At 38.3% G+C, this 13,389-nt stretch carries 9 protein-coding genes; 5 read left to right on the forward strand and 4 right to left on the reverse strand.

Annotation, left to right across the window (positions count from 1 at the left end):
• Window positions 1–6: 6 nt before the first annotated feature.
• Both FIU87_RS06765 and FIU87_RS06770 read right to left on the reverse strand, forming a co-directional pair.
• Window positions 7–3,075: an efflux RND transporter permease subunit gene (locus FIU87_RS06765; protein WP_152443874.1), complete on the reverse strand. Its 3,069-nt coding sequence runs from the start codon at window positions 3,073–3,075 to the stop codon at window positions 7–9.
• 9 nt (window positions 3,076–3,084) lie between these two features.
• The gene (locus FIU87_RS06770; protein WP_152443875.1) at window positions 3,085–4,302 is read right to left on the reverse strand and encodes an efflux RND transporter periplasmic adaptor subunit; all 1,218 of its coding nucleotides are present in this window, start codon (window positions 4,300–4,302) and stop codon (window positions 3,085–3,087) included.
• A 542-nt stretch (window positions 4,303–4,844) separates the two neighbouring features.
• Here FIU87_RS06770 and spxA point away from each other — a divergent pair.
• Window positions 4,845–5,243 (forward strand): transcriptional regulator SpxA, encoded by a 399-nt coding sequence (gene spxA, locus FIU87_RS06775; protein WP_152443876.1) that lies wholly within the window; start codon window positions 4,845–4,847, stop codon window positions 5,241–5,243.
• Between the two features lie 52 nt (window positions 5,244–5,295).
• On the opposite strand, the gene FIU87_RS06780 is transcribed toward spxA, so the two are convergent.
• The gene (locus tag FIU87_RS06780) at window positions 5,296–5,952 is read right to left on the reverse strand and encodes a TerC family protein (RefSeq protein ID WP_152443877.1); all 657 of its coding nucleotides are present in this window, start codon (window positions 5,950–5,952) and stop codon (window positions 5,296–5,298) included.
• A gap of 406 nt (window positions 5,953–6,358) precedes the next feature.
• On the opposite strand from FIU87_RS06780, the gene mecA reads away from it, so the two are divergent.
• The 4 genes from mecA (at window position 6,359) to pepF (ending at window position 12,113) form a co-directional block, all read left to right on the forward strand.
• A complete protein-coding gene (mecA, locus tag FIU87_RS06785; protein ID WP_152443878.1) occupies window positions 6,359–7,051 on the forward strand; it encodes an adaptor protein MecA in 693 nt (230 codons plus the stop codon).
• A gap of 67 nt (window positions 7,052–7,118) precedes the next feature.
• Window positions 7,119–8,630 (forward strand): cardiolipin synthase, encoded by a 1,512-nt coding sequence (gene cls, locus FIU87_RS06790; RefSeq protein WP_152443879.1) that lies wholly within the window; start codon window positions 7,119–7,121, stop codon window positions 8,628–8,630.
• Between the two features lie 380 nt (window positions 8,631–9,010).
• Entirely contained in the window at window positions 9,011–10,201 is a 1,191-nt protein-coding gene (locus tag FIU87_RS06795; protein WP_152443880.1) for a competence protein CoiA, read from the forward strand.
• A gap of 97 nt (window positions 10,202–10,298) precedes the next feature.
• Window positions 10,299–12,113: an oligoendopeptidase F gene (gene pepF / locus FIU87_RS06800; protein WP_152443881.1), complete on the forward strand. Its 1,815-nt coding sequence runs from the start codon at window positions 10,299–10,301 to the stop codon at window positions 12,111–12,113.
• A 548-nt stretch (window positions 12,114–12,661) separates the two neighbouring features.
• Here pepF and FIU87_RS06805 read toward each other — a convergent pair.
• Complete coding sequence (locus FIU87_RS06805; RefSeq protein ID WP_152443882.1) at window positions 12,662–13,366, reverse strand: hypothetical protein; 705 nt, start codon at window positions 13,364–13,366, stop codon at window positions 12,662–12,664.
• Between the last annotated feature and the right edge of the window lie 23 nt (window positions 13,367–13,389).

Consider the following 13,389-nt stretch of genomic DNA (forward strand, 5'->3'; position numbering starts at 1 on the left):
CGTTTTTTAGCCTTCTAGACTAGAAAGTTTCTTTCGCTTGCGATTATCACTATATCGGTCAAATAAATAGTAAACAACAGGAATTAAGATTAGCGTTATGACTGTGGCGAAACTTAATCCAAAGACAATAACGATGGCCATTGGTTGTTGAATTTCCATTCCTTCTCCAAAGCCTAGAGTAAGGGGAATCAAACCAAGTATGGTAGTCAAAGCGGTCATGAATATCGGCCTTAAACGAGTGGACCCAGCAATTAATATGGCATCCCATGTTGATTTGCCATCCTTTTTCATGATGTTAACATAGTCCACAAACACAATGGCATTATTCACGACGATTCCGGTGAGAATCAGCATTCCAACTAACGATCCGACACCAAGGGGCTGAAACGTGACTAACAAACCAAAAATAATTCCTATCACCGTTAATGGAACGGAAAACATAATGATAAATGGATAGAAATAGGATTCAAATTGTCCTGCCATTACCATATATACGAGGACAATAGCTAGAGCCAATGCCCCGCCAAGCTTGAAAAATGCATCATTCATTTGTTCGTCCTGACCGCCGATTGCAATTTTATATTGATTATTGGGGATATAGATATTTTCTTTTAACGTTTTTTCTACATCCTCTATTACACTTCCGAGGTCTCTATTTACAATATCAGCAGTCACGGTAATTTCTCGATTTCTATCTGTTCGTCTAATTTGACTCGGGCCCTGAGCTCTTTCAACAGAAGCAACAGCCTGCAGGGGAATATTTTCGCCAGTAGGTGTATTGATGAGCAGGGTTTCTAAATCCTCTAAAGAGGCAGTGTAGGTGTCTTCAATGGTTAGGCGAATATCGAGCTCTTCACCATCTCTTGCCATTCTGCTTGCCACTACACCTTTTGTGGCATTTGAAACGGCTGATGCTACTTGAGCACTGCCAATACCGAATTGGCTAGCTTTTACTCTGTCTATATCCACAACAATTTCAGGATTACCTTCAGTGAAGCTTGAAGATGGCTCCCGAATTCCATCTATTTTTTCCAAAAGTTCAACCGTTTGATCTGCCATAGATTTCAAGGTAGTCAAATCAGGACCTGTAATATTTAAGGAAACAGGGGTTTGTGAGAAACCTGAGTCACCCGATGAAATAGAAATCTCAGCACCTGGAATATTTGCAAGCTTCTCGCGAATGTCATCTCCAATTACTTTATCAGAACGACTTCTTTCGGTGACAGGTGTTAAAAGAATGCTATAATTGGCCCTATTTGTCTGGGTGCCAGCGGAAACGGAAAAATTATCAGTCCCACCAACGGTTACAAAGGAGAGGTCAATTTCAGAAATATCCTTTAACCGTTCATCAATATTCTCCATCACGTCATAGGTTGCATCAAGAGAGCTGCCGTCTGGTAATTGGACGGTCATCGAGATAAAGCTTTGATCTTGTTGTGGCAAAAACTCTTTTCCAATAAAAGGGATGCCTGCTAAGGAAACAAGAAACAGAATGATGATGGAAACAACGGTTTTCTTAGGGTTTTTTAGAGCTTTTTCCAGCATTTTACGATACCAGCTGGTGAAAATGGAAAATCGCTCTTCAAATCTAGATGTTTTATCGTTCACCTTTAAAAGTATAGAAGAAAACAGCGGAACGATAATCAAGGCAGTAAATAAAGATGCTAGTAAGGAAAAGGAAACTACAAGAGCTAGCGGTTTAAACAGCTGAGCTGCCAAGCCATCAACGAACACAATTGGCAAAAACACAATGACGGTTGTCAAAGTGGAGGCGATAATGGCAGGTCCTACTTCACTTGCCCCTTCAATCGCTGCATCTTTAAGAGAATAGCCTTTCTGACGTAGGCGATAAATGTTTTCCAAGATAACAATGGCATTATCGACCATCATCCCAATCCCTAAAGCAAGGCCCCCTAGGGTCAGCAAATTCAATGTTTGACCGCTAAAATACATGAAAATAAATGTGGTTACAATGGATATTGGAATCGATAATCCAATAATTAAGGTACTTCTTACATTTCGTAAAAAGAAATAAAGGACGGCAGCGGCTAGTAGACTTCCAATAACCATATTCAAAGCAACAGCCTTTATAGATTTTTCAATAAAGTCGCTTTGGTTGAATATCGGTTTTATTTCTACCCCTTCTGGTAAGGTCTTCTTAATTTCTTCCAGCTTTTTTTCAATATTGTTTGCAACCGTCACGGTATTACTGCCTGATTGTTTAAGAATTGACATTCCAACAGCAGGTTCACCATTCAAATAGCTCAGCTGAGTGGTTGGCTGAAGTGTTTCTTTTACTTCGCCTAATTGATCAAGCTGAATAACCCCTTTTGGAGTGGGGATTGGCAATGTTTGAACATCGAATATAGATTCATATTCACCAGTTATTCGAATCGGAAGGTTCTGATTTTGGTCATTCAAAGAACCACCAGGTAAATTTAAATTTTCAGATCCTATAATTTGTTGTAGCTGATCAATGCTAACATCAAAGGAAGATAGTGCATTAGGATCTAAAGTAATCCGGACTTCATTCTCAGCTCCACCTTCAACCGAAATGGAGGCAATACCATCAACACTATTTAATTGAGGTTCAATTTCCTGCTCTGCCAACTGTTTTGCTTTTGTCATTTCCCCAGATGGGTCTGTGATGGCGAGCTGAATAATTGGTAAATCACTTGGATTAAATCGCAATACTCTTGGCAAGTTTGCCCCAGGTGGAAGAAAGTCGCGCACAGAATCAATTCTTTCCCTCATATCTAACGCGGCAAAGTCCATGTTCGTTCCCCATGTAAATGCCACAAGAACAAGGGAGCCACCAGTCCTAGAAATAGAAGTGACCGATTCGACATTAGGGAGGGTGCTCATCGCATCCTCTAGAGGAGAAGAAACAAGGTTCTCGATTTCTTCAGGCCCAGCCCCCTCATAGGTAGTCGTAACAGCTACAATCGGAAAGGTTAGCTCTGGAAATAAATCTACTGTCATGCTGCGCATACTGACAGCACCTAGGATTAACATTAGAATAATGACCATTGACATCGCAATGGGACGCAATACGGACAGCTTAGCAATTTTCATTTATCGGTTTCACTCACTTTGTTCTGTTATTTCGATGCCATCTTTTAAGCGTTCTTTCCCATTTACGGCAACTTTCTGGCCTTGTTTAAGACCATCTACGATTTGCATAAATTCTTTATCTCGAAAACCGGTGGTAACCTGTTGTCTCTTGGCTTTTCCTTTTTCAATTACGAAGACATAGGCAACATCTTCCTCGTACAAGATTGCATTCATCGGTACAACGGTTTGAGACTCCATATTCTCTACTTCGACAAACGCAGTTGCCCTCATACCGCCCTTTATCCCAAGTTCAGAGTTACTTACTGGAACAGTCACAGAAAACATGTTTGTTTGCGGATTTACGGTAGGTGAGACACTCTCAATTTTTGATTGAAACGTTTCTGTCACCCCTTCAAAGGAAATCGTTGCTCTTTGTCCGCTTTTTAATTTGCTAACCTGATAGCTGTTGACTTGGAAGGTAGCGGCAATTTCTTCTAATTGGATGACAGTACCAATTGGAACATTTGGGGTGGCGATACCGTCTTTGACCACATTCAATTCAGAAATAATGCCATCTATTGGACTTGTTATTGTGGTGGCATCTGCCATTTGTTCTGCCTGTTTAAGGCTTTGACGAGCCTGTGTTAAGCTCATCTCTAATTCTGTTGTGTTAAAAGTGGGTATTTGTTGAGCTTGTGAAGCAGCATTTGCCAACTGCGCTTGTTTTACCATTACGTCCATGGTACTTTGCAGTAAATCAAGAGAGGTTACTGCACCTGTATCGACTCCATTTAAAAGAGCCTGAGATTTTTCTAAACTTTGGTTTAATTCTTCCTGCAATTTGGGTATATCAGAAAGAGAGGCCTGATTTTCAGCAGTCTTTTGCATTTCTTGCATTTTAGAGAGGGCATTTTCTAGTTCTGTTACCGCTTGTTGAGCTTGAGAAACTTGCTCTAGAGCAGCCTCAGAATCTAAGGAAACAATTAAATCACCCTTTTTTACTATATCTCCAATTTTCACATGAACATCTTCAACAGTTAGGGGGGAAGTTGTTAGGAGTGGAACCTGCGTTTCAGGTACTGCTAATCCAACAAGTTCGATCGTGTCACTGATGCTTTGTTTTGAAACTTCAGCAACCGTGACGGGTACTTTATTGGACTCGGTATTTTGGCTTGTAATCTCCTTTTGACTACAGGCAGTAGAGATTAATAGCATAGCTAGGGCTGGAATCAGCCAATTTTTTTTCAAAGAAATCACCTCATACTTATCTTGTCTAATTATAAAACTAACATGTATTACAAGCCCTTACAATTCTTAGAGTGTTGTGAAGTTTTTTTACTCAGTAATTGTTACTACTTTGTGAACAGTAAGTAGATAATGAGAACTAATTTCATTTTTATCTGAAACTTTCCTGTTAGGTAAAACGTCTAAGAGGATGTAGAATATCACAGTAAGATAAAAAAGAAAGAAATGATGATTAAATGAAATATCTAGCAGTTGATTGGAGCAAATGGAGGAGATTCCCTTGGGAATGAAGCGATAGACTGGAGACACTGCAGGACGAGGAGCCATTTTGCGGAAAGTAACTGCGGCTTATAACAGGTAGTAAAATTGAACATGTTGTGACAACTTGTCTGACTTTAAAAATACTATACCTTTTTAGTCGGATATCGTGTATAATAAACAATAGAAATTACTTGTTTAGAGTGATTTCAAATTGAGAGCGATTCACAATTAGAAACGTTCAGCATGTTCTTTTCTAATAACATATGATAAAGGAGAGGACGTTCATGGTAACTCTATATACATCTCCAAGTTGTACATCTTGTCGTAAAGCAAAAAATTGGTTAGAAGAGCATAACATTCCATATAAAGAAAGAAATATTTTCTCTGAATCTCTGTCCATTGATGAGATTAAAGAAATCCTTCGAATGACAGAAGATGGAACAGATGAAATAATTTCAACTAGATCGAAAATCTTTCAAAAACTGAATATTAATGTTGAAGCAATGCCGCTTCAAGAATTATATTCTGTTATTAAAGAACACCCTGGTCTGCTAAGAAGACCTATCATTATAGACGAAAAACGACTACAAGTAGGGTACAACGAAGATGAGATTCGCCGCTTCCTTCCAAGAAAGGTAAGAACTTTCCAATTAAGAGAAGCGCAACGTCTTGTTAACAGCTAAGTAAAACTCTATCAAAAAGTAAAAACTTCTACATGGATCCATGTAGAAGTTTTTATTTTATCTTTACTTTTCTCTTAAAAAAGGCTGTTCCAACAATAATGCATATTAACAGATAGGGTAGAAACATCTGCCAGACTTGATCAGGAAGAAGAAATGCAATGGTTGGTTCTGCCGTGATCATTTTACCTGCAGTATAGCACAGAATACTCGCCCCTAAATAAATGATGACAGGATATTTTTCCATCGCAAAAAGGATGATTTTACTTCCCCATATAATAATGGGAATGGAGAATGCTAGCCCAATAGCAACTAAAGTAAGATTACCATGGGAAGCTCCTGCTACCGCCATGACATTATCAGTACCCATGATAATATCAGCAATAACAATAGTTTTTATTGCTGTCATTAAAGTAGTGCTTCCTTTTACTACTGTAGAATCCTTGTGGTCCCCTATAAGCTGAAATGCAATATAAAGCAATAATATTCCTCCTATAAATGTAACAAAAGGAATACTGAGTAAAAATACGGCACCGATGGTAAGCAGAATCCTTGTTATGATTGCGAGAAATGTGCCTGCTAAAATTGCTTTATTTCGTTGATGTTCTGGAAGGTTTCTGCATGCTAGAGCAATTACAATAGCATTATCACCACCAAGAACAATATCAATTCCGATAATGATAAGAATAGACGTTATCATCTCCAGCTCCACTTTATCGCCCCTTTTATGGAAGAGTACTTTATAATATAGTGAAGGCTGTCCAATATTATGACTATCTGAAATTTTTTGAAACGTATAGGCATTTTAACGATTTTTAAAAAAGTAAGCTTTTTTATTTCCCTTCTTCCTTTTTTTATCATAAAATAAGAGTACAAGTATATCTTGTTACTACTAGCTTTTCACGTATTTGCAAACAGAGAATGTTTACCTGTATTGCAAAATGGTTAAATTGTTACAATAAGGTTGAAGACATTTTGTGGAGGGTCCCTTCCAAAGAAAGAAGCAGGAAGATGAGAAGCGCACTAGGAAAAAGCAAGCAACTCTCATAGAAGAGAATGAGAATTGTACAAAAGGAATCCGCTGATCATTTACCTAAAACAGAAGGGAGTTGTTTTTAATGGAAATAGAACGCATAAATGATCATACAGTTAAATTTTATATTTCTTATGGTGATATAGAGGAACGTGGATTCGACCGAGAAGAAATCTGGTATAATCGCGAGCGTAGTGAAGAGCTATTCTGGGAAATGATGGATGAAGCTCACGATGAAGAGGATTTTATGGTGGAAGGTCCCCTATGGATCCAGGTTCAAGCACTTGATAAGGGTCTCGAAGTAATAGTTACTCGTGCTCAGATTTCTAAGGACGGGAAAAACTTTGAAGTACCAGTATCAGATGACAAACGAATAGATATACCAGTAGACGAACGAATTGAAGCCCTGCTAGATCAACACTTTAACTCTTCTTCCAAGACTGATGAAGCAAAACAAGAAAAGCAAGATGATGAACAGGACCTTTTACAATTTATGATTCGCTTTAGGGATCTAGAGTATCTCATATCTGCCAGTCATCGACTAAGTCACCTAGAAAACTTGAAAAATAACGTGTATTTTTACGAGAAAAACTATTATCTATATGCTGACTTTTCAAGTGAACATTACACTGATGAAGAAATTGACAATGTCTTAAGTGTTCTTCTTGAATATGGAGAAGAATCTGCCATCTCGATTCACCGATTACAGGAGTATGGTTCGGAAGTAGCAAAAGATAACGCAATGGAACAAATGAAAAAACATTTTCCACTCAAATAAAAGGCCGATTTCACGCTGTTGAAATCGGTTTTTTCAAATAAAGGGATACATAGGAGATGAAGCACGTGTGAAAAATACCATCCATGTATTGGTGTTTGTATTAGCAATCGGAGCAGTCCTCTTTGCTACAAGTGGACTTTGGGAAGGCTGGCTGTTAGGGACAATCTCCATTTTATTTACCATATCAGTTGTATTCATTGGCTTTTTAATATCTTTAGAAAACCGTCATCCAACAAGAACCTTAACTTGGCTCGTCGTTTTAGGTGCTTTTCCGGTACTTGGCTTCTTTTTTTACTTGCTTTTTGGAAGAAATATTCGCAAAAGACGCTTATTCGCAAGAAAGGCTCTCATTGATAAAGAAGTTCTTGTCGAAGTGGAAGGTAATAAGGAATATTCCTCAGAAGAGCGTCGTCTTCTAGATGAAGGAAAGCGCGGCATCTTCCAGCTTTCCCAAAACATCGGAAGAAGCCCTATTTCCTTTCAAACAGAAACAGTAGTGCTAACTAATGGCAATCAAACCTTTACAAGAATTCTAGAGGAAATATCGAAAGCAACCCATCATATTCACTTAGAATATTATATTGTCCGTGATGATGAAATTGGGGAACAAATGAAAGACCTATTAATGGAGAAAGTAAAAGAGGGAGTGCAAGTACGGTTTTTGTATGATGCAGTTGGAAGCTTTCAGCTGGGAGGGAAATACATAAAAGAATTACGAGCAGCAGGGGTGGAAATTGTCCCGTTTTCTCCTGTTCGTTTACCTGTCTTTAACAATAAAATAAATTTTCGAAATCACCGTAAAATTATAGTCGTTGATGGAGAAGTGGGTTTTGTTGGGGGATTAAATATTGGAGATGAATATCTTGGGAGAGATAAGTATTTCGGTTTTTGGAGAGATACACACCTTTTTGTGAGAGGAGAAGCAGTTAGAACGTTGCAGCTAATTTTTCTTCAAGATTGGTATTACGCAACAGACGAATCGCTTTTAACTCCTAGTTATCTGACACCCACCATTGATGAAGAGATAAATTATGGTGGTGTACAAATGATTGCTGGTGGCCCTGATCAAGAATGGGAAGTAATTAAAAGCTTGTACTTTTCCATGATTACCTCTGCCAAAAAATCTATTTGGATTGCTTCCCCGTATTTTGTTCCAGATGATGATATTTTCACAGCATTAAAAGTGGCCGCTTTAAGTGGAATAGATGTGCGTCTTTTAGTACCTAAACGCCCGGATAAACGAATTGTTTATTATGCATCCCGTTCTTATTTTCCAGAAATGATGGATGCAGGCGTTAGAATATTTCACTATGAAAAGGGATTTTTACATAGTAAGGTTGTTATTGTGGATGAAGAAATTGCTTCCATTGGTACTGCCAATATGGACATGCGAAGCTTCCACTTAAACTTTGAAGTGAATGCGTTTCTTTATAACACTCAAAGTGTCAACACATTAGTAGAAGACTATGAAAATGATCTCAAGGAATCCAAGCAAATTGTAAAGGCCGTTTTTGCAAACAGACCATTTTATCAGAAAGTGTTCGAATCGCTTGCAAGGTTAGCGTCGCCACTTCTTTGAAAGAGGCTGGGATAAAAGTGTTTTAGCCTAAGTAAAAACCGAACTGATTGGAGTATTTGATCAAATCAGTTCGGTTTTTTATGCTTTTACTTCTTAGATGACACAAGCGGTTGATTGGAGTGCAAGACATAGACTCCTGCTTAAAGAAGTGGCCAAAGTGAGACCCCGCAGGCGAAGCCGAAGGAGGGTCACGGGTCAACCGCGGAAAGCGAAGTCTTGCACGGAAATCAATAGCGGTATTTAAGTGGGCATTAATATTGATCGTCTTTTTATTAGTGTTTTTAAGTTTTCACCCAGCCTCTTTTATTTCCCGCGAAATTTCCGAGAATGAAAAGGTATTTGTCAAATGGTGGAGAATAGGTATAGGGAACACATTAAAAATGGAAAGGATTGATGGAATGTTTGTTGCAAGAAAACAGGATGGATCTTTTTTCTCTTTATTGCATGTTTCGTTGCGTGATGATATCCATAAGCTCACCAAAGGAGAAAGCTTCTATTGCCCGGCTTGTGAAAATAAGCTCCTACTTAAGCAAGGAAATGTTAGAAGAGCTCATTTTGCTCACCAGAACAAGGAGTGCAAGGCATCAACAGAGCCAGAATCGTTCTATCATTTAGAGGGAAAGGCAAAGTTATACGAAAAGCTTCAAGGATTTCCTCATATCGAGATGGAATATGTTGTACCTTCAACCAATCAGCGGGCAGATGTATTTGTTCAAAGTCAGGAAAGGTCTTATGCCTTCGAGTTTCAATGTTCGAATCTTTCCTCTAGCGAATTTATGAAGAGAACAAAGCTATATCAAAATGCATCCATTATCCCAATTTGGATTATCGGGAAAGAAAAGCTAGGTCCTACCTACTCAGCCATAAAACTTAATCCCTTTCATTGGCAATTTCTCCAGCAACCCAATAAGAAAAGCCCTCCATTTATTCTCAGCTTTTGCCCTAAAGAAAAACAATTTTATTACCTTATCCCAGAATTCTGCCTAAACAGTTCAAATACGTATGTTCATTGGATAAAATCTTCCACTTGGCTCGAATATCTTCCCCAAAAGCCACATCCAACCTCTTTCAAGTGGATGGCCCATTATCTCCATTATAAGAAAAAATGGCGCTATCAATATTCCTTTTCTAAACAATACTCCCTACTGCAGCGTTACTGTTATCAAAAACTGCATCTTCCCCTTTCCTTAATTCCAGCAGCAATCGGTTTACCTGTACCTTCTTTTTATTTGATGCATACCCCTCTTCTAGAGTGGCAGGCTTGGGTTTATTTTGATAATATTTTTACCCTTCCCGCAAAATCGACGATCCACTTACCATCTGTTTTCGAACGAATCCGATACAGAATAAGGAACAAGCAAATAATGCCTCGTGTACTTCCTCTCCTCCATCACCTTTCCTATGAAAACGCGATAATAGAGTATTTAGACTGCCTTGTGAACATTGGACACCTAGAAAAGATGGATTCTCTCACCTACCAAAAATTAAAAGCAGAAAATCCGATGCACTCATTAGAACAAGCTGTCCAGGAAGATCAAATTCTGTTGGAAAAAGTCATGAAAAAGAAATAGAGATTTATTTGGGTTGCGAAAAGAAAAAAGGGAATAATAAGCTCGCGTCGAATAGGTTTAAGGAAAGAAATTTTTAGTAATGGAGGGGGCCTTTAAAATGGCAGAACAAACTGCAGTAAAAAAACTTCAGGAACGTAAAGATATCACAGTAGAAGACACTTGGAGATTAGAGGATATTTTTGAAAGTGATAAAGAATGGGAGACGGAATTTCAAGAAGTGAAGGGCTTGATTGCAAAAATCAAAGATTATGAAGGAAAACTTTCAGAATCTGCCGATACATTGTATGAAGCCTTGCAATACCAAGATTCTATCTCAAGCAGATTAGGAAAGCTTTATACATATGCACATATGCGTTATGACCAGGATACAACTAATTCCTTCTATCAAGGGCTAAATGATCGAGCTGCTAATCTTTATACACAGGTGGCAAGTGCATTATCCTTTGTTGTTCCAGAAATTTTGACCATGAAGGAAGAGGAGATCTCCTCGTTCTTACAAGAAAAAGAAGAGCTAAAATTGTATGAGCATTCCTTAGATGAAATAAACCGCCAACGTCCGCATGTATTATCTGCAAAAGAGGAAGCACTTTTAGCAGAAGCTTCGGAAGTGTTGTCTTCTTCCTCTAACACATTTGGCATGCTAAACAATGCGGATTTGACGTTCCCTTCTGTAAAAGATGAAAATGGGGAAGAAGTCGAAATCACGCATGGTCGTTATATTCGCTTTTTAGAAAGTGAAGTTCAGGAAGTGCGTAAGAATGCATTTAAAGCAGTTTATGAGACATATGGAAATTACCGCAACACATTTTCCAGTACATTAAGTGGAGCTGTGAAGAAAGATAATTTCCAAGCAAAGGTTCGCAATTATGACTCTGCTCGCCAGGCAGCACTTAGCAACAACAATATACCTGAAACGGTGTATGATAATCTTGTAAATACCATCAATAAAAACCTTCACCTCTTGCATCGTTATGTAAAGCTTCGTAAAAAGGTGTTAGAGCTTGATGAGTTGCATATGTATGACCTTTACACACCGTTAATCAAAGAAGCAAATATGACTGTGAGCTACGATGAGGCGAAAGAATATTTAGTCAAAGGTCTAGCGCCACTTGGTCAAGAGTACTTGGATATTGTCCAAGAAGGCTTTGATAACAGGTGGGTAGACATCCATGAAAACAAAGGGAAACGTTCTGGAGCGTATTCCTCAGGGACTTATGGAACCAATCCATACATTCTAATGAATTGGCAGGACAATGTAAATAACCTGTTTACGCTTGCACATGAATTCGGTCATTCCGTTCATAGCTACCATACAAGGAAAACTCAGCCATATCCTTATGGGAATTATTCCATCTTCGTAGCTGAGGTTGCCTCAACTTGTAATGAAGCGTTGTTAAATGATTATCTATTAAAAACTATCGACGATGATAAGAAACGTCTATATTTACTAAATCACTTCTTAGAGGGCTTCCGTGGTACTGTTTTCCGTCAAACCATGTTTGCTGAATTTGAGCATAAGATTCATGAACTTGCGCAAAACGGAGAAGCGCTTACAGCTGACTTATTGACAGAAACCTACTATGAACTAAACAAAAAGTATTTTGGTGATGATATTACGATCGATGAAGAAATTGGCTTAGAGTGGGCTAGAATTCCTCACTTCTATTACAATTATTATGTGTACCAATATGCTACTGGGTACAGTGCAGCAACTGCGCTAAGTAAGCAAATTTTAGAAGAAGGCGAGCCAGCTGTTGAACGATACCTAGAGTTCTTAAAAGCTGGAAGCTCTGATTATCCGATTGAAGTACTGAAAAAAGCTGGCGTGGATATGACACAAACCACTCCAATTGAAGAAGCATGTAAAGTTTTTGAAGAGAAGCTTAAAGAGATGGAAGCGTTGCTCTCTTAATAACAGGCTATTTTCGCATTCTTTGTTGCTACTGCGTAATAATTTAACAGAGCTAATAAAAAAAACCACCTTATGGCAGCCCTGCTGTGTAAGGTGGTTATTTATATCCTCGAAATCGCTTTCTGTTATTCAATAGAGAGATAAACAGAAATAATGATAGAAACAATAAAGGGGAGGTCAAATAAATCGGATACATTTTCATTAAACCCAATGTATTGATAAAAAAACTAAAAATGATAAAAAAAATACATAGTACTAAAAGGATTTTCGCCATTGGTTTCCTCCTTCTTAAGCTTTGTCCATTCCATTGTTTATATGTACGCTAATTCTTTTCCAACCATTCCATAATTTTTATTGTGACAAAGTTGTGAAACAGAGGTCTAACCTCTTGTCAAAACTCGACAACATCTGATATATTATTAACTGTGAAACGATTCACAAACAAACATATACCCCTTTGTTTGACCGTGAAAAATTTCTCCCATCCCCTTTGTTGTCTTTAATGACACAAAAAAGCCCTGGTCCCGTTGACCGGGGCTTTTTTTGTTTTATGTTGGTCCTAACTTAATAACTTTAAGGGAAGCGCTGTTAATAGGTTGATCGGCCGTTCCTCCAAAAGGTGGGTATTGTACATTTGATGATAAATTTATAATGGTTTGATTGCTCGTTGCAGGTATTAAAGCTTGAAGTGTCATTACATCACCAGCCTTCAATGATAGAATCGAGAAAGACCCTACCCCTACCAATGAATTTTCTTGACCAGTAAACAATGATAAACCTGATCGAGTGGAATCCTGTAGTGTTCCATTAACAAATACACCAAAAGCAGCATGCTGAATTCTAGTGTTAGTGACAACAGCATTTTGCCAATAGACTGCATAATCCCCATCTACAGGTACTGTTAAGGATGTGGCTGTAGCAGTAACCCCGCCAAATAATACAGAAGTTGGTTGATCAAATTGATTAAATCTTACTATTCCATTTGATCCACGCCCGAGTGTTTGTTCAGCGTTATCGAAGATATTCCCATAAACAGGAGAGAAAGTTCCAGGAGGACCTTCTGACCCCTTTGGACCAGGTGGCCCTGGAGGTCCAGGGGGACAGTTGCAAGCTTTTTTTCTTCGCTGAATTTCTAAGTAGGATGCATACGTAGGACAGCAAAACTCTGTTGGCTTATTTGTTTGGTTACGGACAATTGTTGCTTTGTTTGAAGCACACAAACAATGATCTATTGATTTATCATTTTTTTTCATATTACTCCCCCTCTATCTAATAG

Source organism: Bacillus sp. THAF10, from assembly GCF_009363695.1.
In the GTDB taxonomy this organism is placed as follows: Bacteria; Bacillota; Bacilli; order Bacillales; family Bacillaceae_I; genus Sutcliffiella_A.